Below are 22,416 nucleotides of genomic sequence, written 5' to 3' on the forward strand. Positions count from 1 at the left end.
CCTCCTCGGACGCTCCGACGAGCCCGGGATCCTCGACGGCTACGGCCCCATCGACCCGGTGACAGCGCGACGCCTCGCCGCCGACGCTCCCTCCTTCGCCCGGATCCTCACCCACCCCGAGACCGGGGCGGTCCTCTCCGTCGGACGGACCACCTACCGCGTCCCCGCCGACCTGCGCCGGGCTCTCGCCCACCGTGACGTCACCTGCCGGTTCCCCGGCTGCACCAGGTCCGCTCGCGACAGCGACGTCGACCACGGCGTCGAGTGGCAGCACGAGGGGCATACCGACGCCGACAACCTCGCCCACCTCTGCCGGCACCACCACCGCCTCCGCCACACCACCACCTGGCGGGTCCACCACCGACGAGGAGGGATCCTCGACTGGACCAGCCCCACCGGACGACACCACCTCACCCGTCCACCGTCACCGGAGCCCCCGTCACCGAGGCTCGACGGGCTGCACGACGACCTCACCGACGAGCCGCCGCCGTTCTGATGTCCCGCCCGCTCGCTGCCCGCGAGTCCTCCGCCTCCGAGTGTGACGTGGGAATACGGCACCCTCACCCGCGTTGTCCTAGGCTGAACGAGATAGCACGTGCTCCGGGGTCGGTGAGAGTCCGAACCGGCGGTGACAGTCCGCGAGCGGCCGACCACTTCGGTGGGGAGCCGTTGATCCGGTGGAATTCCGGGACCGACGGTGAAAGTCCGGATGGGAGGCAGCACGAGCGTCGCGCGCGAGCGCGACGTCGAACGACGGTGCCCGCGCACCGGCGATCGAGACCCCGGAGTTCGGCGACGAACGGAAGACCGGGAATGACGATCGATTTCGAGCACGCGATGCGCAGAGCGCTCGCGATCGCCGAGCGCGGTCCCGCCCGCGGAGTGAATCCGCGCGTGGGCTGCGTCCTCCTGGCGCCCGACGGCACCGTCCTCTCCGAGGGCTGGCACCACGGAGCAGGCACCGCGCACGCCGAGGTCGATGCGCTCTCGAAGCTCGCCCCGGACGTCGCCGCCGGCGCGACCGCGATCGTCAGCCTCGAGCCGTGCGATCACACCGGCCGCACCGGTCCGTGCAGCCGGGCCCTCATCGAGGCCGGCGTCGCGCGCGTCGTCTACGCGGTCAACGACCCGGGATCCCGCTCGGGAGGCGGTGGCGACACCCTCCGTGCCGCCGGCATCGAGGTGATCGAGGGCGTCCTCGCCGACGAGGGCGAGGAGTTCCTGCACGTGTGGCTCACCGCCGCTCGCCTCCACCGCCCCTTCGTCACCCTCAAATGGGCCTCGACCCTCGACGGCCGCACCGCCGCCGCCGACGGCAGCAGCCGCTGGATCACCGGAGCCGCCGCCCGGCAGCGCGTCCACGAGCAGCGCGCCGACAGCGACGCGATCCTGGTCGGCACCGGCACCGTCCTCGCCGACGACCCGAGCCTCACCGCCCGCGGCGACGGGGGCGAGCTGCTCGAGCACCAGCCCATCCCCGTGGTCGTCGGCGAGCGGCCCGTCCCGGACGACGCGCACGTGCTCCACCACCCGCACCCGGCGGTCCTCGAGCGCCACCACGACCTCGAGGCCGTCCTCGACCGCCTCTACCGCGACGAGGTGCGGCACGTCTACGTCGAGGGCGGGCCGACCCTCGCCTCCGCCCTGGTCGCCGCGGGCCTGGTCGACGAGTACCTGGTCTACCTCGCTCCCGCGCTGCTCGGCGGCCCCCGCCTGGCGCTCGGCGACATCGGAGTCGCAGGCATCGCCGACGCCCGCCGCCTCCGCATCCACTCGGTCGAGGTCCTCGGCGACGACCTCCTCGTGACCGCTCGTCCCGCCGCGCACCCCGCGGGCGGCGCCGGCGAACCGGCCCGCCTCCCCCACGCCCTGCAGATGGAGACCCACTGATGTTCACCGGAATCATCGAGGAGATCGGCGTCGTCACGGCGATCGAGACTGGCGCGGATGCGATCCGGCTCACGGTGCGCGGTCCGCTCGCGGTCGAGGGTGCCCGCCACGGCGACTCCATCGCGGTCTCCGGCGTGTGCCTGACCGTCGTCGACCAGACCGACGAGGGCTTCACCGCCGACGTGATGGCGCAGACGCTCCGCATGTCGACCCTCGACGGAGTGGCCGTCGGCGATCCGGTGAACCTCGAGCGCGCCGCCCTCGTGGGCGACCGGCTCGGCGGCCACATCGTGCAGGGCCACATCGACGGCACGGCGACGCTGCTGTCGATCACGCCGGGCGACGCGTGGCGCGTGCTCCGCTTCTCCCTGCCGCCCCAGGCCGCGCCGCTGGTGACCGACAAGGGCTCGATCGCGGTCGACGGAGTCTCGCTGACCGTCTCGGCCATCAGCCCCGCCGCAGAGCCGGAGCAGTGGTTCGAGGTCTCCCTCATCCCCGAGACCCTCGCCGCCACCACTCTCGGCGCCCGCGCTGTCGGCGAGCAGGTCAACATCGAGACCGACATCCTCGCCCGTCACGTCGAGCGGATGCTCGCCCTGCAGGCCATCGCGAACCCCGCGCCCGCCCTTCCCGTCACCCTTCCCGGAGGTGGGGCATGAGCCTCTCCAGCATCCCCGAGGCCGTCGCCGCACTGCGCGAGGGCCGCCCGGTCATCGTGGCCGACGACGAGGGCCGCGAGAACGAGGGCGACGTCATCATCGCCGCTCAGCTCGCGACCCAGGAGACGATCGCCTGGCTGGTGCGCAACTCCTCCGGCTTCATCTGCGCCCCGATGACGAACGAGATCGCCGACCGGCTCGAGCTCCCGCTCATGGTCGTCGACAACGAGGACCCGCGCGGCACCGCCTACACGCTCTCGGTCGACGCGGCCGACCGCCTCTCGACCGGCATCAGCGCCTCCGATCGCGCGCACACCCTCCGCGTCCTCGCCGATCCGGAGGCGACGCCGTCACGACTGCACCGCCCGGGCCACATCCTGCCGCTGCGCGCGGTCGAGGGCGGCGTGCGCGAGCGCGACGGCCACACCGAGGCCGCCGTCGACCTGATGAAGCTCGCCGGCCTCTACCCCGTCGCCGCGATCTCCGAGATCGTCGCGGAGGACGGCGAGATGATGCGCCTGCCCGGCCTGATCGCGCTCGGCGAGCGCGACGGCGTCCCGGTCACCACCGTCGCGGCGCTGATCGAGTACCTGCAGGAGTTCCACTGCGACGCCGAGGTGCCCCAGTCGGTCCCGGTCCCCGAGAGCTCCCGGGTCAGCTTCGAGGTCGAGACCACGGTCCCCACCACCCACGGTCCGTTCCGGGTCCGCGCCTACCGCGACCGCCAGACGGGAGCCGATCACGTCGCGATCGTCGCCGGCACGATCGGCGGGTCCACCGCGCGGCCGCCGCTGGTCCGCGTGCACTCGGAGTGCCTGACCGGCGAGGCCTTCGGGTCGCTGAAGTGCGAGTGCGGACCGCAGCTCGACGCCGCGCTCGACACGATCCAGCGCGACGGCGGAGTGGTCGTCTACCTCCGCGGTCACGAGGGTCGCGGCATCGGCCTGATCAACAAGCTGCGCGCGTACCGCCTGCAGGAGGACGGCCTCGACACGCTCGACGCGAACCTCGCGCTCGGCCTTCCCGCCGACGCCCGCGACTACGGCGCCGCCGTCGGGATCCTCGAGGACCTCGGCGTCCGCGATGTGCGCCTGTTGACCAACAACCCCGAGAAGGTCCGCCAGCTGACCGACCGCGGCATCACCGTCTCGGAGCGCGTGCCGCTCGTGGTCGGCGTCGGCGCGTTCAACGAGGGCTACCTCGAGACCAAGCGCGACCGCATGGGCCACGACATCGAGAACCTCGGCGACCTCGCCGATCTCGGACACCTCGACGCCGGGATCGCCGGCGCGACGACGAAGGAGTAACAGCATGGCCGGTTCCGGCGCCCCCACCACCTCCACCGCCCTCGACGGATCGGGACTGCGCGTCGTCGTCGTCGCCGGGACCTGGCACACGCAGATCTCGGACGGCCTCATCGCCGGAGCGCGCGCCGCACTCGACGAGTCCGGCGCCTCGTGGTCGCTCGTGCGCGTCCCCGGCTCGTTCGAGCTGCCCGTCGCCGCCAAGGTCGCGCTGGAGGCGGGCGCCGACGCGGTCGTCGCGCTCGGTGTGATCATCCGCGGCGGCACCCCGCACTTCGAGTACGTCTCGGACGCGGCGACCTCGGGACTGACGAACGTCAGCCTCCAGACCGGCAAGCCCGTCGGCTTCGGCGTGCTCACGCTCGACACCGAGCAGCAGGGCATCGACCGCGCCGGCTTGCCCGGCTCGAAGGAGGACAAGGGCCGCGAGGCGGCGGAGGCGGCGGTCGCGACCGCGCTGCTGCTGCGCGAGCTTCGCGGCTGAGCCCAGCCACGACCTCCGGCTGGTCCCCCGTCCGCGGGGTGCTACAGCACGAAGCTGGGTGAACACGGAGTAAAGTGGTCGGGCCGTCACGAGCGGCCCGACTCCTCCACCCCCACCGCCCTCAGGTCCGCGACGCCCGATCGACGCCTCGCCCGCCGGCACGGGGAACCCCGCCTACCGGAGCAACTCCCCTCCCATGTCTCACGCACCCGCCACCGCCGACGCTCCCTCCGCCCCGCAGAACTCCCGCGGCCGCGTCATCCTCGCGAGCCTCATCGGCACGTCGATCGAGTTCTACGACTTCTACGCCTACGCGACCGCCGCCGTCCTGGTCTTCCCCACGCTCTTCTTCGTGAACGAGGACCCGGCGACAGCGCTGCTCGCCTCCTTCGCCGTCTTCGGAGTCGCGTTCATCGCCCGCCCGATCGGCTCGATCATCTTCGGCCACTTCGGCGACCGCGTCGGCCGCAAGGGCACCCTCGTCGCCTCCCTGCTCACCATGGGCATCGCGACCTTCCTGATCGGCTGCCTGCCCACCGCGCTCACGCCCGGCTGGGAGTTCCTCGCGCCGTTCCTGCTCGTCGTGATGCGCTTCTGCCAGGGCCTCGGCCTCGGCGGCGAGTGGTCCGGAGCGGCGCTGCTCGCCACCGAGAACGCCCCCGCGAACAAGCGCGCCATCTACGGCACCTTCCCGCAGCTCGGCGCTCCGATCGGCTTCATCGTCGCGAACGTGCTGTTCCTCGTGCTCGCCACGTCCATGGACGACGAGACCTTCGCCGCGTGGGGCTGGCGCGTGCCGTTCCTGGCGAGCGCGGTCCTCGTGATCATCGGCCTCTACGTCCGCTTCAAGCTCGTCGAGACCCCCGCCTTCCAGAAGGTCGTCGAGAAGGGCGAGGTCGCCAAGCTGCCGCTCGCGCGCGTGTTCGTCTCGAGCTGGCGTCCGCTGATCCTGGGCACGTTCATCATGCTCGCGACCTACGTGCTCTTCTACCTGATGACCACGTTCACGCTGACCTACGGCACCGCCGCGACCGACGGACCGGTCGCCGGCCTCGGCTACACCCGCAACGACTTCCTGATCATGCTGATCGTCGGCGTCGTCTTCTTCGGGATCTTCACGCTCGTCTCCGGCCCGCTGGCCGAGAAGTTCGGCCGTCGGAAGCTGCTCATCACGGTCACCTCGGCGATCATCGTGTTCGGCCTGCTCTTCGTGCCCCTCTTCGGCGGCGGCTTCGTCGGCGTGATGGCCGTGCTGATCCTCGGCTTCACGCTGATGGGCCTGACCTTCGGTCCGATGGGCGCGGTCCTGCCCGAGCTGTTCCCGACCAACGTCCGCTACACCGGCTCGGCGATGTCGTACAACCTCGCGTCGATCCTCGGAGCGGCCGTGGCGCCGATCATCGCGGTCGCGCTCTGGCAGGCGGCGGGCGGCAGCCCGGTGCTCGTGGGCCTCTACCTCAGTGCGGCGGGCGTCCTGACGCTCATCGCGCTGATCCTGTCCAAGGAGACCCAGCACCTCTCGTACACCGACAACGTCTCGTAGTCGGCGGCAGCACTCCCCCTTCGGCCCGTCGGATCCCCGGCGGGCCGAAGCTGTGTGCGCAGGCCCGCACCGGCTCGTTCGCAGCGACCAGGAGGCAGAATGGACGGCGGCATGAGCGGGAACGGACGATCGATGAGCAGCAGCACCCGGAGCGCACGAGGACGACGCGGCGGACGCGGAACCGACGACGGGCCCCGCGCCTCCTTCTCGCAGCTCGTCCCCTACCTCCTCGAGCACCGCGGGATCCTCTCGGTCGTCGTCGTGCTGAGCCTGTTCGGCGCGGCCGCGAGCCTCGCGCAGCCCCTCGTCGTCGGCCAGGTCATCACCCGCGTGCAGGAGGGGCTCGACCTCGGCCCACTCGTCTGGGCGCTCGTCGCCCTGGTCGTCGCCTCCGGACTCATCTCGGGCTTCGCCCACTACCTGCTGCAGCGCACCGGAGAGGGCATCGTGCTCTCGAGCCGCCGCCGCCTGGTCGCGCGCCTCCTGCGCCTCCCGATCCGCGAGTTCGACGCCCGCCGCACCGGCGACCTCGTCTCGCGCGTCGGCTCCGACTCCACCCTGCTGCGCGCCGTGCTCACCCAGGGCCTCGTCGACTCGATCGCGGGCTCGCTCGTCTTCGTCGGCGCGATCATCGCGATGGCGATCATCGACTGGGTCCTGCTCGTCATCATCGTCGTGGTCGTCGCCGCTGCGCTCGGGCTCGCACTGACCCTCGGCCGCGGCATCCGCGTCGCGAGCCGCAAGGCGCAGGAGAAGGTGGGCGACCTGGCCGCGGCCGTCGAGCGCGCGATCAGCGCCGTCCGCACGATCCGCGCCGCTGGAGCGACGGAGCGCGAGATCGCCGTGGTCGAGGGCCACGCGACCGAGGCCTACCGCCTCGGCATCCGCGTCGCGCACGTCTCCGCCCTCGTGGTGCCCGTCGCCGGCATCGCCATGCAGGTCGCGTTCCTCGCAGTCCTCGGTGTCGGCGGCTACCGCGTCGCCTCCGGCTCGATCGACATCGCGCAGCTGGTCTCGTTCATCCTGTTCCTCTTCATGATGGTGATGCCGCTGGGCAACTTCATCGGCGCGATCACCTCGGTCAACTCGGCGCTCGGCGCCCTCGGCCGGATCCAGGAGATCATCGACCTCCCCATCGAGGGCGACGGCGACGGAGCGGGCTCCGTCAGCGGTCTCGGCGCCGGAGTCGGCGAGGACGCGATCGCGTTCGAGGACGTCGTCTTCTCGTACGACGAGCAGGTGGTGCCGGCCGACGGGGCCGAGTCGGCTCCGGAGGAGCGCAACCGGACCGTCCTGCGCGGCGTCTCGTTCACCGTCCCCCGTGGCAAGCGCACCGCCCTCGTCGGCCCCTCCGGCGCCGGCAAGAGCACGATCCTCGCGCTCATCGAGCGCTTCTACGACCCCGAGGCCGGAGTGGTCCGCCTCGGCGGCGTCGACATCACCGCCGTCGACCGCGACGCTCTCCGTGCCCAGATCGGCTACGTCGAGCAGGACGCCCCGGTCCTCGCCGGCACGATCCGCGAGAACCTCGTCCTCGGCCGCCCCGACGCCGACGACGCCGACTGCCTCCGCGTGCTCGAGGCCGTGAACCTCACCGACGTGCTCGAGCGCAACCCGCTCGGCCTCGACGCCCCGGTGGGCGAGAGCGGAGTGATGCTGTCGGGAGGCGAGCGCCAGCGTCTCGCGATCGGCCGCGCGCTCCTCGCCGCGCCGCCCATCCTGCTCCTGGACGAGTCGACATCGAGCCTGGACGGGCTCAACGAGCAGCGCTTGCGCCTGGCGATCGACGCCGTCGCCGAGAACCGGACGCTCCTGGTCATCGCGCACCGCCTGTCGACCGTCGTCGACTCCGACCGCATCGTCGTGCTGCAGAAGGGCGAGGTCGTCGGAGTCGGCACGCACTCCGAGCTCGTCGAGTCGACCCCGCTGTACCGCGACCTCGCGAAGCACCAGCTGCTGGTCTGACGGGCTGGGCCCGGCAGCGCTCAGCGCGGCGGCAGCCGCAGCGCGCCGTCGAGCCGGACGACCTCGCCGTTGAGCATCGGGTTCTCGACGATGTGCCGCACGAGGGCCGCGAACTCCGACGGGCGGCCGAGTCGAGCGGGATGCGGGGTCGCCGCGCCGAGCGAGGTCCGCGCGCGCTCGGGGAGACCGGAGAGCAGGGGCGTGTCGAACGTCCCCGGCGCGATTGAGACCACCCGGAGGAGCGACGCGGCCAGTTCGCGCGCGAGCGGCAGCGTGAGGGCCGCCACAGCCCCCTTCGACGCCGCGTAGGCCGCCTGGCCGATCTGGCCGTCGAACGCCGCCACCGACGACGTCGTCACGAGCACCCCGCGCTCCCCGTCGATCGGCTCCCGCTCGACGATCGACGCCGCCGCGAGCCGCAGCACGTTCAGCGTGCCGACCGTGTTGACGCGCAGCACCCGCTCGATGCCGTCGAGGGCGAGCGGGCCCTCCTTGCCGAGCAGGCGGCCCGGAGTCGCGATGCCCGCGCAGGTCACGGCCACCCGCAGATCGCCGGCCGCCGCCACGGCCCGGGCGACGGCCTCCGAGTCGAGCACGTCACCGGGCACCCGGACGACGGCATCGGGGAGATCCGCCCGCTCCAGAGCAACCGGCAGATCGAGCACGACGACCCGCGCTCCCGCCTCGAGCAGCGCGATCGCCGTCGCCGCGCCCAGACCGGACGCGCCACCGGCGACGAGGGCGGAGAGCGAGTCGAGGCGCATCAGCTGCCCGCCGTCACGGAGTGGGCGCCGCCGCCGCCGCCGCCAGCGCCTCGGCCGTGCACGTCGTGAAGGTCTGGTCGTACTGCTCGAGGAGGCGCCGCGCGGCGAGCAGCTCCTCCTCGGTCACGTCGTCCGGCACCACGGGTCGCTCGTTCAGCCCGTAGCGCGCGAGGCAGTCGGTGATGCGGCGCGCCACGGCCGCGCCGTCGTCGGACGGCTCGGAGTCGTCGGGGGCGGCGCTCGGAGCAGTGCCGTCGGCTCCCCCGTCCGCCGGCGCGGTGGCGGAGGTCGAGGACGGATCCTGCGCGTCGTCCGGGATCTCTGCCGGATCCCCCATGCACCCGGTCAGGAGCAGCGACAGCAACGCGGGGACGAGCAGGGCCGGAAGACGCAGAGCCGGACTACGCAGAGCCGGGACGAGCGCGGCGACCGGAGCGGTCCGTCTCCGTCGCGGCGTCTGCGGCATGAGGACCTCGTTCGGGCGGGGTGGACGGGAGTGGCAGCCACGGTACCTCAGGGCCGCCGGCCCCAGGGGGCACGGCGCACATCGACGGACGGTGCGCCACCCGGGAGCTCAGCCCGGCTCGGCCAGCGCCCACATCGCCACCGCGCTGGCCGCCGCGACGTTGAGCGAGTCGATCCCGTGCCGCATCGGGATCTGCACGGCGACGTCGGCCGCCGCGAGCGCCTCAGCGGTCAGTCCCTCCCCCTCCGTGCCGAGTACGAGAGCCACCCTCTCGGGGGCGGTGGCGGCGAACTCGCGCAGCGGCAGCGCCCCCTCCGTCAGCGCCATCGCCGCGATCGTGAAGCCGGCTCCGTGCAGGAGCGCGGCCGTCTCGTCCCAGCCGCCCACCCGCGTCCAGGGCACCTGCAGCACGGTGCCCATGCTGACCCGGATCGCGCGGCGGTAGAAGGGGTCGGAGCAACGCGGAGTGACGAGCACGGCGTCCGCTCCGATCGCGCCGACCGAGCGGAAGATCGCGCCGACGTTCGTCGGGTCGACGACGTCCTCGAGCACGACCACGCGCCGCGCCCCGGCCAGCAGCACCGCCGGGTCGGGTAGCTCCGGCCGCTCCATCGCCGCGATGAGCCCGCGGTGCAGGACGTAGCCCGTGAGCTCCGCCAGGAGCTCGCCCGGACCGGTGAAGACCGGCACGTCGAACTCCGCGACCAGGCGCTCCGCCTCGTCGGCGGAGGAGCCGAGCGCCAGCACCGACCGCGGACAGTGCCCCGCCCGCAGTGCACGCTCCAGCACCAGCGCCGACTCCGCGATGTAGAGACCCTGCGCGCCCCGGGCGTTCTTCAGCGCCACGTCCGTGGCGTGCGCGTAGTCGCGCAGCCGCGGATCGTCCAGGGAGGCGACCTCGACCCGTGCCACGGCTCAGGCGAACGGGTCGGGGGTGAGCGTGTACTTCGTGCTGAGGTACTCGGCGATGCCCTCCGGCCCGCCCTCGCGGCCCAGCCCGGACGACTTGACGCCGCCGAACGGAGCGGCCGCGTTCGACACGACGCCGACGTTCAGCCCCATCATGCCCGTCTGCAGGCGCTCGATCATGCGCTGTCCGCGCGCGAGGTCCCGGGTGAAGACGTACGAGACCAGCCCGAACTCGGTGTCGTTCGCGAGCCGGACGGCCTCCTCCTCGTCGCGGAACGGAACGATCGCGAGCACCGGCCCGAAGATCTCGGTGCGCAGGAGCTCGCTGCCCCGGACGACGTCCGTCAGCACCGTCGGCTCGTAGAAGTGCCCCGCACCGTCCACCGCGCGGCCGCCCGCGCGCACCCGGGCACCCCGCTCGACGGCGTCCTGCACGAGGGCGTCGGCCTTCGACACGGCGCGGTCGTCGATGAGCGGGCCGATGCTCACGCCCTCCTCGGTGCCGCGGCCCACGCGCAGGGCGCGGACCCGCTCGGTCACCCGCGTCGCGAACTCGTCGGCGATCGACTCGTGCACGAAGAAGCGGTTGGCGGCGGTGCACGCCTGCCCGATGTTGCGGAACTTCGCCAGCATCGCGCCGTCCACCGCGCGGTCGAGGTCGGCGTCCTCGAAGACCACGAAGGGAGCGTTCCCGCCCAGCTCCATCGAGGTGCGCAGGACGTTCTCCGCGGCCTGCCGCATCAGGGTCTGCCCGACCGGCGTGGAGCCGGTGAACGACACCTTCCGCAGGCGCGGATCCGACAGGATCGGCTCCGACACCGCCGCGGCGCTCGACGTGGTGACCACGTTGACGACGCCGGCAGGGACGCCCGCCTCAGCGAGCAGCGCCGCGAAGGCGAGGGTGGTCAGCGGAGTGAGCTCCGCGGGCTTCACGACGACCGTGCAGCCCGCCGCGAGCGCCGGCGCGATCTTGCGCGTCGCCATCGCGAGCGGGAAGTTCCACGGCGTGATCAGGTAGCAGGGGCCCACCGGATGCTGCGACACGATCATCCGCCCGGTCCCCTCCGGGTTCACGCCGTAGCGGCCCGAGATGCGCACGGCCTCCTCGCTGAACCAGCGGAGGAACTCGCCGCCGTAGGCGACCTCGCCCAGCGCCTCGGCGACCGGCTTGCCCATCTCGAGCGTCATCAGCAGGGCGAACTCGTCCTTGCGCTCCTGCAGCAGGTCGAAGGCGCGGCGGAGGATCTCGCCGCGCACCCGGGGCGCGGTCGCCGCCCACGCCGCACCGGCCTCGACCGCGGCGTCGAGCGCGCGCAGGCCGTCCTCCGGTGTCGCATCGGCGATGGTGCGGATCACCCGGCCCGTCGCCGGATCCTCCACGTCGATCGTCCCGCCGCCCGAGGCGTCGATCCACTCGCCTCCGATGTACAGCTGCGCGGGCGTGCGTGCGAGGAGCGACTCCTCGGTCAGGGCCGGGGTCTCGACGGAATCAGTCACGGATGCATTCTTTCTCTGCGGATCGCGGCGCTCGGGGCGCACACGAAGGAGGATCACCTCATCGAGGGTACTCCTCGGGGCGACGGGGACGACCTCGTCAGACCGACTGCTCGACGCGCACGCCCGCCTCGGCGAGTTCGCGCAGCGCCGCGGCACTCGCCTCCGCCGACACTCCGGCGACGAGGTCCTCGAGCACCCGGACCTCGAGCCCCGCCGCGCGAGCGTCGAGCGCCGAGGCCCGGACGCAGTGGTCGGTCGCGAGCCCCACGACGTCGAGCTCCGTCACTCCCCACCGGGCGAGCGTCTCGGGCAGGCCGTCGCCGTCGGCGGTGACGCCCTCGAACGCGGAGTAGGAGGGACGCCCCTGGCCCTTCCAGAGGTGCACGTCGATCGCGTCCGTCCGGAGCGAGGGGTGGTAGTCGGCGCCGGGGGTGCCCGCGACGCAGTGCACCGGCCAGCTGTCGACGAAGTCCGGCTCGGGCGAGAAGTGGCCGCCGTTGTCGGAGTCGCCGTCGTGCCAGTCGCGGGAGGCGAGCACGGTCCGGTACCGCTCGGGATTCGCCGTGAGGTACGCCGAGACGTCCTCGGCGACGCGGGCGCCGCCGTCGACCGCGAGCGCGCCGCCCTCGGTGAAGTCGTTCTGCACGTCGACGATGAGGAGCGCGGAGGTCATGGGGTTCCTTCCGGAGGGGTGGGATCGGGAGTGCGTGGTCAGAAGTCGGAGAGCCCGGCGCCGCAGCGGTAGAAGCCGGTCACCAGGGTGTCGATCGCGGTCTTCGCCGAGTCGGCCACGTCGCCGAGGGCGTACACGGCGAAGGTCAGGACGGTGCCGTCGGCGGCGGTGACGACGCCGGCGAGCGTGTAGCCGGTGTCGATCCAGCCGGTCTTCGCGAGCACCGCGCCATCGGCGACAGCGTTCTCACCCGCGAACCGGTCGGCGTAGGCGAGGGATCCGGTGCGACCCGAGACGGGCAGCCCGTCGAGCACGACGCCGAGGTCGCCCTCGCGCGCCTGGACCTTGCGCAGGAGCTCGGTGAAGTAGGCGGGCGCCACCGAGTTGTCGTCGCTCAGGCCCGATCCGTCGGCGATCACGATGCCCGACGTGTCGACTCCGTAGCCCGCGAGCCCCTGCAGCACGCCGGCCTGCTCGGCGGCGAAGGTGCTGCCGGCGCCGGTGCGGATCGCGACGAGCCGCGCCAGCATCTCGGCGATCGCATTGTCCGAGACGAGGAGCATCTGCTGCACGAGTTCGCGGACCGGTGCGGACTCGACCGTCCCGAGGACCTCGGCACCGGCCGGAGCGGTCCCGGTGCTGATCGACGGCGACCCGGCCAGCTCGTTCACGAACGCCGCGCCGGCGCGCCCGACCGGGTCGGTGCCGCGCGTCGAGGTCGACGCGGTCGGATCCGCTCGGTCGCCGTCCACCTGCAGCGCCGTGATCTCGGGCATGTAGCCCTGCGTCTGCTCCTTGCGGTTCCAGGTCGGCTGCCAGGTGTCGCCGGTGAAGAGCGTCGAGTCGAGGACCACCGAGGTGATCGGAGTTCCGGCCGTCGCGGGATCGGCGTCCCAGGCGCTGAGCGTCTGCTCTGCGAGATCGTCGAGGTGAGCCGCACCGGAGTAGAACGAGCTCTGCCCGGTCGGGAGCCGGCTGAGCGTGACGTCCCCGCCGCCGACGAGCACGACGGAGCCGGGAGCCTCCCCCCGGACGACGGTCGTCGCGATGCGGGTGTCGGGGCCGAGGACGGCCAGCGCGGAGGCGGCCGTGAGGATCTTGAGCGCGCTGGCGGTGCGCGAGGGGGTCTCCCCGCCGCGGTCGAACAGCACCTGGCCGGTCGCCGCATCGACGACCCGCGCCTGCATCGAACCGAGGCGGGGATCCGCCGCCGCGTCCGCGGCCGAGCAGGTGCGCAGAGCGGCAGCGGTGTCCGCGACGGTCGGCCGGGCGGACGGGGTGGGCGTCGGCGTGGGCGTCCGTTCCGGAGTGGCGGTGGCCGTCGCGACCGCCGCCGCACGGGGCTCCTCGTCCCCGGCCAGCGCGGCTCCGACGCTGAACGCGCCGATTCCGAGCAGGGCCGCAGCGAGGACCGCGGACACCGCGAGCAGCCACGGCCGACGGAGGGACGGGGTGGTCCGGGTCGGAGTGGTCCGGGTCGGGGTCATCCAGGACATGGTAGTCGTGGACCGTCCAGGGAACCTGGTGGAGGGAGGGGAACGGAGCCGCCTGTGGGAATCGAACCCACGACCTTCTCATTACGAGTGAGACGCTCTGCCGACTGAGCTAAGGCGGCGTGAACGAGGGCCTGGGCCCCGGACACGAGTACACAGCATATACGGTCGCGAGCCCGGTCGTGAACACGACCGGCGCGGCGTCCGACCCCCGACGGCCCCTCAGGCCAGGACGGAGCGCAGCTCCTCGAACGACGCGGCGACCCGGCCCGGCAGCGCCTCGCGGCCGTCCTGGTCGGCCCAGCAGACCCACGCGTGGCGCATCGCCGCGAGCCCGACGAGCGTGAGCATGCGCGCCCGGCTGCGTGCGACGTCGGGGTCCTGCTCGGTGCGGGCGAGGCGGTCGGCGACCAGCTGCTCCACGGCGACCTCGAAATCGCGCATGCCGGCGATCTTGAGGCCCACCAGCTGCGGATGCTCGCGGAACAGCTCGCGCCGGAGCAGGTGCAGCTCGCGGTCGTCCTCCATCGGCTCCTCCATCGCCGCGACGAAGACGCTCTGCAGGGCGTCGAGGACCGGCCCCTCCCCCTCGACGAAGGCGGCGGCGATCTCGTCGGTGATCACCGGGAGGCCACCGACGAGGGCGTCCTCCTTCGACGCGAAGTAGTTGAAGAACGTGCGGGTCGAGACGTCGGCCTGCCGCGACACGTCCTCGATGGTCACGCGGTCGGGCCCGCGCTCGGCGGCGAGGCGCAGCACCGCCATCTCGATGGCCCGCCGGGTGGCGAGCCGCTTGCGCTCCCGGAGTCCGGGGCGGGGGGCGGTCGACTCTGTCTCTGTCAGCACTGCGGATCCTCCGGTGGCACGACGCCCTCGAGGAGGTAGGCGTCGACCGTGTCGTTCACGCACGGGTTGGAATTGTTGTAGGCGGTGTGACCCTCGCCCGTGTAGGTGAGGAGGTGCCCCTCGGCGAGCTGTCCCGCGAGCGCCTGCGCCCACACGTAGGGCGTGGCCGGATCGTTGGTGGTGCCGACCACGAGGATCGGCGCGGATCCCTCCGCCGCGATCGGTTCCCGCGAGCCCTCGAACCGGGCGGGCCACTCGCTGCAGAGGATGTCGCCGTACGCCATGTAGCGCCCGATCGTCGGGGCGGCCTCCTCGAGCGCCGCCGCGTCGGCGCGCATCGCGGCGACGTCTCCGGTGTAGGAGTAGTCGACGCAGTTGATCGCGAGGAAGGCCTCGGTGGCGTTGTCGCGGTACGCGCCGTCGGCGTCGCGGCCGTTGTACGCGTCGGCGTACTGGAACGCGGTCGTCGCCGTGCCCGACTGCACCTCGGCGAGCATCTCGCTGAGGGCGCCCCACGCTCCCGCGTCGTAGAGCGGGTACACGATGGCGGTGAAGAGCGTGTTCGCCCCCAGGACGCGGCCGTCGCCCGCGCGGATCCCGGACGCGTCGACCCGCTCGAGCATCGAGCGCACCTGATCCATGCCGTCCTCGACGGAGCCGGAGAAGGGGCAGTCGGCCGAGCCGAGGCAGTCGGTGAGATAGGCGCGCAGGGCGCTCTCGAACCCCTTCGCCTGCTCGCGCACCACGTCGAGCGAGGTCGCGGCCGGATCGATCGCGCCGTCGAGCACGAGGCGGCCGACCCGCTCGGGGAAGAGTCCCGCGTACGTGGCGCCGAGGAACGTGCCGTACGAGTAGCCGAGGTAGTTCAGCGTCTCGTCGCCGAGCGCGGCGCGCAGCACGTCGAGGTCGCGCGCCGCGTTCGGCGTCCCGACCTCGCCGAGCAGGGATCCGCTCCGCTCGGCGCAGGCGTCGGCGAAGGCGGCCGACGCGGTGCGCTGGGCGGCGATCCACTCGTCGCTCCCCCGCTCGCCCGGGGTGATGTCGTAGAGGTAGGAGTCGAGTCCCGCGTCGTCGAGGCAGGTGACGGCGGTCGAGGCGCCGACGCCCCGAGGGTCGAAGCCGACGACGTCGTAGCGGGCCGAGAGCTCCTCGTCGACCGCGTAGTCGACGCTGTCGCGGATGAAGTCGACGCCCGAGGCGCCGGGGCCTCCGGGGTTCACCAGCAGCGAGCCGAGGGCGGGCTGCTGAGCGGCCGGGTGCCGCACCAGGGCGATCGTCGCCGTCTCACCCGCGGGCTCGTCCCAGTCGAGCGGGACCGTCGCCTCCGTGCACTGGGCACCGTCGCCGCAGTCGTCCCAGACGAGGACCTGGCCGTAGTACGGCTCGAGCGGCGCCTCGACCGGCTGCGCGGCGGGGGTGGAGGTCGCGGACGGGGTGGGTGCGAAGCAGCCGGCGAGCAGAGCCGATGCGGCGATCACGGCGGCTGCGGCGAGCGAGCGCCCCGCGCGCCTCACGCCGCCACCGGACGGCGGGCGGCGACCACGAGCATCGCCTCGAGTGCGAGGACCGGCGACACGTTGGCGTCGATCCGCTGGCGCGCCGTCGAGACGGCCTCGAGCACCGCGAGGGTGCGCTCGGGCCGGGTGGCATCGGCGAGCGCGGTCATCTCGGCGCGGACCTCCTCGTTGATGACCCCGCCCGGCGCACCGAGCTGCAGACGGACGACGTCGCGGTAGAGCGAGAGCAGGTCGACGAGGATCCGGTCGAGACCGTCGCGGAGGCTCCGCGTCGCGCGGCGCTTCTGGTCCTCCTCGAGGGCCCGCAGCTGCGAGCGCAGCTGCGGCGGGATCGTGCCCCCCGGCTCGACTCCGAGCGAGCGGAGGGCCTGCGCGCGCTCGACCTCGTCGCGCTCGAGGGTGATCGCCTTCGCATCGTCGGTCGCGACCTCGATCAGCCGGGCGGCGCCGAGGACGGCGTCCGACACCCCGCGCAGACGCAGGGCGATCCGGAGCGTCTCCTCGCGACGCGCACGCGCGTTCGCGTCGGTGGCGAGCCGGTGCGCCATGCCGATGTGGCTCTGCGCCTGGCGGGCCGCGCGCTCCGCGGTCTCGGAGTCGACCCCGTCGCGGCGCTCGAGCAGCCCGGCGACGTCCTCGACGCTCGGCACCCTCAGGCGCACCGAGCGCACCCGGGAGCGGATCGTGGGCAGCAGATCGGCCTCACTGGGCGCGCAGAGGATCCAGACCGTGCGCTCCGGCGGCTCCTCGAGCGCCTTCAGCAGCACGTTCGACGTGCGCTCGCTCATACGATCGGCGTCCTCGATCACCATCACCCGGTAGCGCGAGACGGAGGGCGAGTACTGCGAGCTCGAGACGAGCTTGCGGACCTCCTCGATCGAGATGATCACGCGCTCGGTCGCGAGGACGGAGAGATCGGGGTGCGAACGAGCCGCGACCTGGCGGCAGTCCGGGCACTCGCCGCAGCCGCCGTTCCGGCACAGCAGCGCCGAGGCGAACGCGTACGCGAGATTCGAGCGGCCGGAGCCGGGCGGGCCGGTGATGAGCCACGAGTGCGTCATCGACGCCGACTCGTCGCCCGAGGCGGAGCGGGGCGTGGAGGCGTCGCGCAGGGCGCCGATGGCGTGCTCCTGGCCGACGAGCTGGCTCCAGACGTTCACGCGTCCACGCTACCCGCGAGTACCGACAGGGCCGCCGCCGTCAGTGCCGCCGCCGCGCTCGAGGAGCTCCTCCACGCGCGAGCGCACCGCGGCGGCGAGCTCCTCGACGGGGAGGGCGGCGTCGAGCACGAGGAAGCGCTCGGGGTCGGATCGGGCGATCGCGAGGAACGCGCCGCGGACCCTCTCGTGGAACTCCGCCTTCTCGGCCTCGAGCCGATCGAAGCGGGTGCGGGCGGCGTCCAGGCGCGAGCGCGCCGCCGCCGGGTCGAGATCGAGCAGCACCGTGAGATCGGGGCGGAAGTCGTGCGTCGCCCACTCCGAGAGGCGCCTCACCTCGTCCGCGTCGAGCACGCGTCCCGCCCCCTGATAGGCGACGGAGGAGTCGATGTAGCGGTCCTGGACCACCACCTCGCCGCGCTCGATCGCCGGCCGCACCAGCGTGCCGATGTGCTGGGCGCGGTCCGCCGCGTAGAGCAGGGCCTCGGCGCGCGGGTCGATCTCACCGCGGTGGTGGAGGACGATCTCGCGGATCTGCACCCCCACCTCCGTGCCGCCCGGCTCCCGGGTGCGCACGACGGTCTCGCCCCGCGAGCCCAGCCACTCCTCGAGCAGCCGGGCCTGCGTCGTCTTGCCCGCGCCGTCCCCGCCCTCGAGGGTGACGAACAGCCCGGTCACTCCGCGGTGCCCGTCGCCTCCGATGCGGCCGCGGGCTTCTTCGCGGCCGGCTTGCGGGTGGTGGTGGTCTTGGCGGCGGTCGTCTTCGCGGCGGTGGTCTTCGCGGCCGTCGTCTTCGCGGCCGTCGTCTTCGCCGCGGTCGTCTTCGCCGCCGTGGTCTTCGCAACCGTCGTCTTCGCCGCCGGCTTCTTGGCGGGTGCGCGCTTCGCGGGTGCCTTCTTGACCGGCCCCTTGGCGCGCTTGTCGGCGAGCATCTGCACGGCCTGCTCGAAGTCGATCTCCTCGATCGTCTGGCCCTTGGGGATCGTGACGTTCGTCTCGCCGTCGGTGACGTAGGCGCCGAATCGTCCGTCCCGGATGCGGATCGGCTTGCCGCTGACCGGGTCCGCCTCGAACTCCTTCAGAGCGCTCGACGCCCGCTTCGCTCCGTACTTCGGCTGCGCGAACACCTCCAGAGCGGTGGGCAGGTCGACCTCGAAGATCTGGTCCTCGCTGGTGAGCGAGCGGCTGTCCGTGCCCTTCTTGAGGTACGGGCCGTAGCGACCGTTCTGCGCCGTGATGGGCTCACCCGTCTCGGGGTCCTCGCCGACCGTGCGGGGCAGGTCCAGCAGGCGGAGCGCCGTGGCCAGGTCGACCGTCGCCACGTCCATCGACTTGAAGAGGGAGGAGGTGCGCGGCTTGACGACCGCGGGCTTCTTCGCCCCGCGCTTGGCGGGGGCGGGCTCGACGACCTCGCCCGTCGCCGGGTCGGCGGTCGTCTCGGGCTCGGGGTCGACCTCGGTCACGTAGGGGCCGAAGCGCCCGTCCTTGACGACGACGGTCTTCCCGCTGTCGGGGTTGCTCCCGAGCACGCGGTCGGTCTGCACCGGCGCGTCGATGAGCTCCTGCGCCTTGGCGGGCGTCAGCTCGTCGGGGGCGAGCTCGAGCGGCAGGTTCACGCGGCGGGGCGTCTCCTGTCCCTCCTCCTCGGCGACCTCCAGGTACGGGCCGTACTTGCCGATCCGCAGCGTGATGTCGTCGGTGATGCGGATGGAGTTGATGCTCTTGGCGTCGATCTCGCCGAGGTTGTCGACGACGTTCCGGAGTCCGGGATGCGCGCCGCCGCCGAAGTAGAAGCGGTTGAGCCAGTCGACCCGGTCCTCCTCACCGCCGGCGATGCGGTCGAGGTCGCCCTCCATCTCGGCCGTGAAGTCGTACTCGACGAGGTCCGAGAAGAAGTCCTCGAGCAGGCGCACGACCGAGAAGGCGATCCAGTTCGGCACGAGCGCCGTGCCGCGCGGAGTGACGTATCCGCGGTCGACGATGGTCGAGATGATCGACGCGTACGTCGAGGGGCGCCCGATCCCCAGCTCTTCGAGCGACTTGACGAGGCTCGCCTCCGTGTAGCGCGGCGGCGGCGAGGTCTCGTGGCCCTTCGCCTCGACGTCGGCGACCACGAGGGACTGGCCGACCTCGAGCACGGGGAGCTTGGCGTCCTTCTCGTCGCGGGCGCCGTGGCGCTCCTCGTCGCGGCCCTCCTCGTAGGCGAGCAGGAAGCCGCGGAAGGTGATGACCGTGCCGGACGCGGTGAACTCCGCGCTGCGGGTCGTGTCGCCGGCCGGGTTCGCCTCGAGGGTGACCGTAGCGGTCGAGCCCTTGGCGTCGGCCATCTGGGAGGCGACGGTGCGCTTCCAGATCAGGTCGTAGAGGCGGTGGTCGTTGCCGCGGAGGGTCCCCGCGAGCTGGTCGGGGGTGCGGAAGGTCTCGCCGGCGGGACGGATCGCCTCGTGCGCCTCCTGCGCGTTCTTGTTCTTTCCGGAGTAGAGGCGCGGCGTGTCGGGCACCGTCTCGGCACCGTAGAGCGCGGTCGCCTGCGAGCGCGCCGCGGTGATCGCCTGCTGCGAGAGGTTCGGCGAGTCGGTCCTCATGTAGGTGATGAAGCCGTTCTCGTACAGCGACTGCGCCACGCTCATGGTCTGGCGGGCCGAGAAGCGGAGCTTGCGCGCCGCCTCCTGCTGCAGCGTCGACGTGGTGAACGGAGCGGCGGGGCGCCGCGAGTAGGGCTTCGACTCGAGGTTCGTGACGCGCACGAGGGTCGCCGGGTCGCGCAGCGCCGTGGCCAGGGCCGTCGCGCTGGCCTCGTCGAGCACGGTGACGTCGCTCTTGAGCTCGCCGCGGTCGTCGAAGTCGCGGCCGCTTCCGATGCGCTTGCCGTCGAGGCGCGCCAGTCGGGCGTCGAAGCCCGCCGAGGCGTCGGCCTCGGGAGCGAGCACGGTCGCGAGGTCCCAGTAGCTCGCCGAGACGAACGCGAGGCGCTCGCGCTCGCGGTCGACGACGAGGCGGGTGGCGGCCGACTGCACGCGGCCGGCCGAGAGTCCGGGGCCGACCTTGCGCCAGAGCACCGGCGAGATCTCGTAGCCGTACAGGCGGTCGAGGATACGGCGGGTCTCCTGCGCGTCGACCAGGGAGGTGTCGATGTCGCGGGTGTTCTGGCTGGCCTTCTGGATCGCGTCCTTGGTGATCTCGTGGAAGACCATGCGGTGCACAGGGACCTTGGGCTTGAGCTCCTCGAGGAGGTGCCACGCGATGGCCTCGCCCTCGCGGTCCTCATCCGTCGCGAGGAAGAGCTCGTCGGCGTTCTTCAGCGCCCGCTTGAGATCGGCGACCGTCTTCTTCTTCTGGTCCGACACGACGTAGTACGGCTCGAAGCCGTTGTCGACGTCGACCGAGAACTTGCCCAGCGGACCCTTCTTGAGCTCGGGCGGGAGGTTCTTGGGCTCGATGAGGTCGCGGATGTGGCCGACGGAGGCGAGCACCTCGTACCCGTCGCCCAGGTACTGGGCGATGGTCTTGGCTTTCGCCGGCGACTCGACGATCACCAGCTTCTTCGTGCCGGACACAGTTCTCCTCGGTTGATGCTGTCGGGTCGGACGGGCGGGCCGTCCGACGGGTCCCCGTCTGCGGGGAGGCGGTGCGCGGCGGCCGCACGGGGAACGGTGTCCCGTTCGCGTGGGCCTCGGGCGCCCGACAGGCACACCATACACACCGAGTCCGGGGACCGAGGCCCTCGCGGGTGCCGGATGAGGCTGAGAGCGGGCCCTGAGCACGCCGAACGCGAGGGCATCCGTCGAGCCGCCCCTGGTGACGCCGCGGCCCGATCGGCGCATGATGAGGTGCATGGCAACGACGCACACTCCTTCTTCCTCCCTCCGCCCGTCCGACACGCTCGCCGCGTACACGGCGAAGCTCGCGGACGGCCCTCTCGAGGGCAAGACGCTCCGCCGCCCGTACGGCGACGACGGCGCTCCCGCCGCCCGGATCGAGATCCCGACCGGCCGCGGCTCCTCCCGCTGGGTCTACCTCCTCGCCGGCTCCCTCGAGCACGACGAGGGCGCGGGGTCGCGGCCGACGGCCGCCGCCTACCGGTACCAGCGCCTCAGCTCCGACTGATCCGGACCGCGGCGGACGGGTCGCCCGGGCGGCGCCCCGACCGTCAGGGCGGCGGACCGGCCTTCGACCGGGCGGGCAGCACGAGCGGACCGACGGAGACCGCGACCGAGACGGTCGCGACTCCTTCTTCCACCGCGCACTCCGACAGCCTGGCCGACCCCGCCTCCGCCACCCGCTGAGCCTCGGTGCACGGCGCCCCCGTCAGCAGCCCGGACGCGACGTCGGCCGCGGCGAGCGCCGCCGCGTCCGCCGCGGCCACCGCGCGCTGATGACCGATCACGCCGCCGCACCCCGCGAGCACCGCGGCGGTGACGAGGATCGTGCCCGCCACGACACCGACGACCGCCGTCGCCGCCGAGCCGTCCTCGCTGCGGAACGATCCGCCGCGGAGCGACCCCCTGCGGAGTGCCCGCGGTGGCCGATCCCTCCGTCCCGCCGCCGCGCGCCGCTTCACCGGCCACCGCCCAGCGCGCACGAGCGCACCTCCACCGGCACCTCGAGCACCGGCAGCGGGCGCAACCGGGCCGCCACGCGCACGCACACGAGGTCGCCCTCCTCCGACACCGCGACCGCCGCCTCCGCATCGACCCGCGCCACCGGCCCCGCGGGGTCGTCTCCCCGAGCGGAGGACCGGGCGCTGTCGGCCGCCGCGTCCACCAGCCGCACGTACTGGGCCGACGCCGCGACCGAGCCCAGGCAGAGAGCCAGCACCACGACCACCGCGGGGAGGACGACCGCGAGCTCCGCGCTCGCCGATCCGTCCTCCTCCGCCGCTCGCCGCACCGCCCTCCCGGCGCGGCCGCTCATCCGCCGGACGTCAGCGCGCGGGTGACGAGGTCGGTCAGGATCCCGCGCACCTCGTCCCCCTTGAGGATCACCACCAGCAGACCCGCGAAGCCGACCGCGGCCATCGTCGCGATCGCGTACTCGGCGGTCGCCGATCCCTCCTCCTCCGCCGCGAGTCGGCGCAGCCCCGGCCGCGCCTCGCCCACCGGCGCTCCCCTTCCGTCGAACCCGTTCATCTCTCCTGCTCCGTTCCCGCCCCGTGCCGTGCCCCTCGCCATGAGCATCGCCGGGTCCTCCGACCCGCGCGCAGCCGATCGACCGATCGGTGGAGAGCACGGTTCGATGCCGCCTGGGGA

At 72.9% G+C, this 22,416-nt stretch carries 22 protein-coding genes, 1 tRNA gene and 1 riboswitch; of the genes, 8 read left to right on the plus strand and 15 right to left on the minus strand.

What is annotated here, in order from left to right:
- The 7 genes from ASF46_RS11845 to ASF46_RS11875 form a co-directional block, all read left to right on the plus strand.
- The coding region (locus ASF46_RS11845; RefSeq protein WP_162240176.1) for an HNH endonuclease signature motif containing protein at nucleotides 1-496 on the plus strand (496 nt) is incomplete at its 5' end.
- Nucleotides 497-593: 97 nt separating this feature from the next.
- A riboswitch (FMN riboswitch) is annotated at nucleotides 594-725 on the plus strand.
- Between the two features lie 88 nt (nucleotides 726-813).
- A complete protein-coding gene (gene ribD, locus ASF46_RS11850; RefSeq protein WP_056867788.1) occupies nucleotides 814-1,890 on the plus strand; it encodes a bifunctional diaminohydroxyphosphoribosylaminopyrimidine deaminase/5-amino-6-(5-phosphoribosylamino)uracil reductase RibD in 1,077 nt (358 codons plus the stop codon).
- A complete protein-coding gene (locus ASF46_RS11855; protein WP_056867789.1) occupies nucleotides 1,890-2,549 on the plus strand; it encodes a riboflavin synthase in 660 nt (219 codons plus the stop codon). The genes ribD and ASF46_RS11855 overlap by 1 nt, the downstream gene beginning before the upstream one ends.
- Complete coding sequence (locus ASF46_RS11860) at nucleotides 2,546-3,856, plus strand: bifunctional 3,4-dihydroxy-2-butanone-4-phosphate synthase/GTP cyclohydrolase II (RefSeq protein ID WP_056867790.1); 1,311 nt, start codon at nucleotides 2,546-2,548, stop codon at nucleotides 3,854-3,856. Before ASF46_RS11855 ends, ASF46_RS11860 begins: the two co-directional genes overlap by 4 nt.
- Before the next feature lie 4 nt (nucleotides 3,857-3,860).
- On the plus strand, nucleotides 3,861-4,337 hold the full coding sequence (ribH, locus tag ASF46_RS11865; RefSeq protein WP_056867791.1) for a 6,7-dimethyl-8-ribityllumazine synthase: 477 nt from the start codon (nucleotides 3,861-3,863) through the stop codon (nucleotides 4,335-4,337).
- Nucleotides 4,338-4,533: 196 nt separating this feature from the next.
- Nucleotides 4,534-5,880 carry an MFS transporter gene (locus tag ASF46_RS11870; protein ID WP_056867792.1) on the plus strand — a complete coding sequence of 449 codons (1,347 nt, stop codon included), beginning with the start codon at nucleotides 4,534-4,536 and terminating at the stop codon, nucleotides 5,878-5,880.
- 132 nt (nucleotides 5,881-6,012) lie between these two features.
- A complete protein-coding gene (locus ASF46_RS11875) occupies nucleotides 6,013-7,845 on the plus strand; it encodes an ABC transporter ATP-binding protein (protein WP_056868565.1) in 1,833 nt (610 codons plus the stop codon).
- A gap of 20 nt (nucleotides 7,846-7,865) precedes the next feature.
- On the opposite strand, the gene ASF46_RS11880 is transcribed toward ASF46_RS11875, so the two are convergent.
- The 12 genes from ASF46_RS11880 to topA form a co-directional block, all read right to left on the minus strand.
- Nucleotides 7,866-8,609, minus strand: coding sequence for an SDR family NAD(P)-dependent oxidoreductase (locus ASF46_RS11880; protein WP_056867793.1), 744 nt, complete (start codon nucleotides 8,607-8,609; stop codon nucleotides 7,866-7,868).
- Nucleotides 8,610-8,622: 13 nt separating this feature from the next.
- Nucleotides 8,623-9,075, minus strand: coding sequence for a hypothetical protein (locus ASF46_RS11885; RefSeq protein WP_056867794.1), 453 nt, complete (start codon nucleotides 9,073-9,075; stop codon nucleotides 8,623-8,625).
- 108 nt (nucleotides 9,076-9,183) lie between these two features.
- Nucleotides 9,184-9,987, minus strand: a complete 804-nt coding sequence (locus ASF46_RS11890; RefSeq protein ID WP_056867795.1) for a TrmH family RNA methyltransferase — start codon at nucleotides 9,985-9,987, stop codon at nucleotides 9,184-9,186.
- A gap of 3 nt (nucleotides 9,988-9,990) precedes the next feature.
- Nucleotides 9,991-11,454, minus strand: a complete 1,464-nt coding sequence (locus ASF46_RS11895) for an NAD-dependent succinate-semialdehyde dehydrogenase (RefSeq protein WP_056868566.1) — start codon at nucleotides 11,452-11,454, stop codon at nucleotides 9,991-9,993.
- 124 nt (nucleotides 11,455-11,578) lie between these two features.
- On the minus strand, nucleotides 11,579-12,154 hold the full coding sequence (locus ASF46_RS11900) for an isochorismatase family protein (protein WP_056867796.1): 576 nt from the start codon (nucleotides 12,152-12,154) through the stop codon (nucleotides 11,579-11,581).
- A gap of 38 nt (nucleotides 12,155-12,192) precedes the next feature.
- Nucleotides 12,193-13,641 carry a D-alanyl-D-alanine carboxypeptidase/D-alanyl-D-alanine-endopeptidase gene (gene dacB / locus ASF46_RS11905; RefSeq protein ID WP_082485584.1) on the minus strand — a complete coding sequence of 483 codons (1,449 nt, stop codon included), beginning with the start codon at nucleotides 13,639-13,641 and terminating at the stop codon, nucleotides 12,193-12,195.
- A gap of 55 nt (nucleotides 13,642-13,696) precedes the next feature.
- Nucleotides 13,697-13,769, minus strand: a tRNA-Thr gene (locus ASF46_RS11910).
- 100 nt (nucleotides 13,770-13,869) lie between these two features.
- The gene (locus ASF46_RS11915) at nucleotides 13,870-14,493 is read right to left on the minus strand and encodes a TetR/AcrR family transcriptional regulator (protein WP_082485458.1); all 624 of its coding nucleotides are present in this window, start codon (nucleotides 14,491-14,493) and stop codon (nucleotides 13,870-13,872) included.
- The gene (locus ASF46_RS11920; RefSeq protein ID WP_056867797.1) at nucleotides 14,487-16,007 is read right to left on the minus strand and encodes an alpha/beta hydrolase; all 1,521 of its coding nucleotides are present in this window, start codon (nucleotides 16,005-16,007) and stop codon (nucleotides 14,487-14,489) included. Before ASF46_RS11920 ends, ASF46_RS11915 begins: the two co-directional genes overlap by 7 nt.
- Nucleotides 16,004-17,170, minus strand: a complete 1,167-nt coding sequence (locus ASF46_RS11925; RefSeq protein WP_055791292.1) for a DNA polymerase III subunit delta' — start codon at nucleotides 17,168-17,170, stop codon at nucleotides 16,004-16,006. Before ASF46_RS11925 ends, ASF46_RS11920 begins: the two co-directional genes overlap by 4 nt.
- Nucleotides 17,171-17,179: 9 nt before the next feature.
- Nucleotides 17,180-17,845 carry a dTMP kinase gene (gene tmk / locus ASF46_RS11930; protein WP_056867798.1) on the minus strand — a complete coding sequence of 222 codons (666 nt, stop codon included), beginning with the start codon at nucleotides 17,843-17,845 and terminating at the stop codon, nucleotides 17,180-17,182.
- Entirely contained in the window at nucleotides 17,842-20,724 is a 2,883-nt protein-coding gene (gene topA, locus ASF46_RS11935) for a type I DNA topoisomerase (RefSeq protein ID WP_056867799.1), read from the minus strand. Before topA ends, tmk begins: the two co-directional genes overlap by 4 nt.
- Nucleotides 20,725-21,001: 277 nt before the next feature.
- On the opposite strand from topA, the gene ASF46_RS11940 reads away from it, so the two are divergent.
- Nucleotides 21,002-21,274: a hypothetical protein gene (locus ASF46_RS11940; protein WP_056867800.1), complete on the plus strand. Its 273-nt coding sequence runs from the start codon at nucleotides 21,002-21,004 to the stop codon at nucleotides 21,272-21,274.
- A 43-nt stretch (nucleotides 21,275-21,317) separates the two neighbouring features.
- On the opposite strand, the gene ASF46_RS11945 is transcribed toward ASF46_RS11940, so the two are convergent.
- Genes ASF46_RS11945 through ASF46_RS11955 form a run of 3 tightly spaced genes read right to left on the minus strand, consistent with a single transcriptional unit; the run spans nucleotide 21,318 to nucleotide 22,296 of the window.
- Nucleotides 21,318-21,815 carry an Rv3654c family TadE-like protein gene (locus ASF46_RS11945; protein ID WP_327205466.1) on the minus strand — a complete coding sequence of 166 codons (498 nt, stop codon included), beginning with the start codon at nucleotides 21,813-21,815 and terminating at the stop codon, nucleotides 21,318-21,320.
- Nucleotides 21,725-22,081 carry a TadE family type IV pilus minor pilin gene (locus tag ASF46_RS11950; RefSeq protein ID WP_157602472.1) on the minus strand — a complete coding sequence of 119 codons (357 nt, stop codon included), beginning with the start codon at nucleotides 22,079-22,081 and terminating at the stop codon, nucleotides 21,725-21,727. Before ASF46_RS11950 ends, ASF46_RS11945 begins: the two co-directional genes overlap by 91 nt.
- Nucleotides 22,078-22,296, minus strand: a complete 219-nt coding sequence (locus ASF46_RS11955) for a DUF4244 domain-containing protein (protein ID WP_056867802.1) — start codon at nucleotides 22,294-22,296, stop codon at nucleotides 22,078-22,080. Before ASF46_RS11955 ends, ASF46_RS11950 begins: the two co-directional genes overlap by 4 nt.
- Nucleotides 22,297-22,416 lie beyond the last annotated feature (120 nt).

It is taken from the genome of Rathayibacter sp. Leaf296 (genome assembly GCF_001423045.1).
GTDB classification, from domain to species: Bacteria; Actinomycetota; Actinomycetes; order Actinomycetales; family Microbacteriaceae; genus Rathayibacter; species Rathayibacter caricis.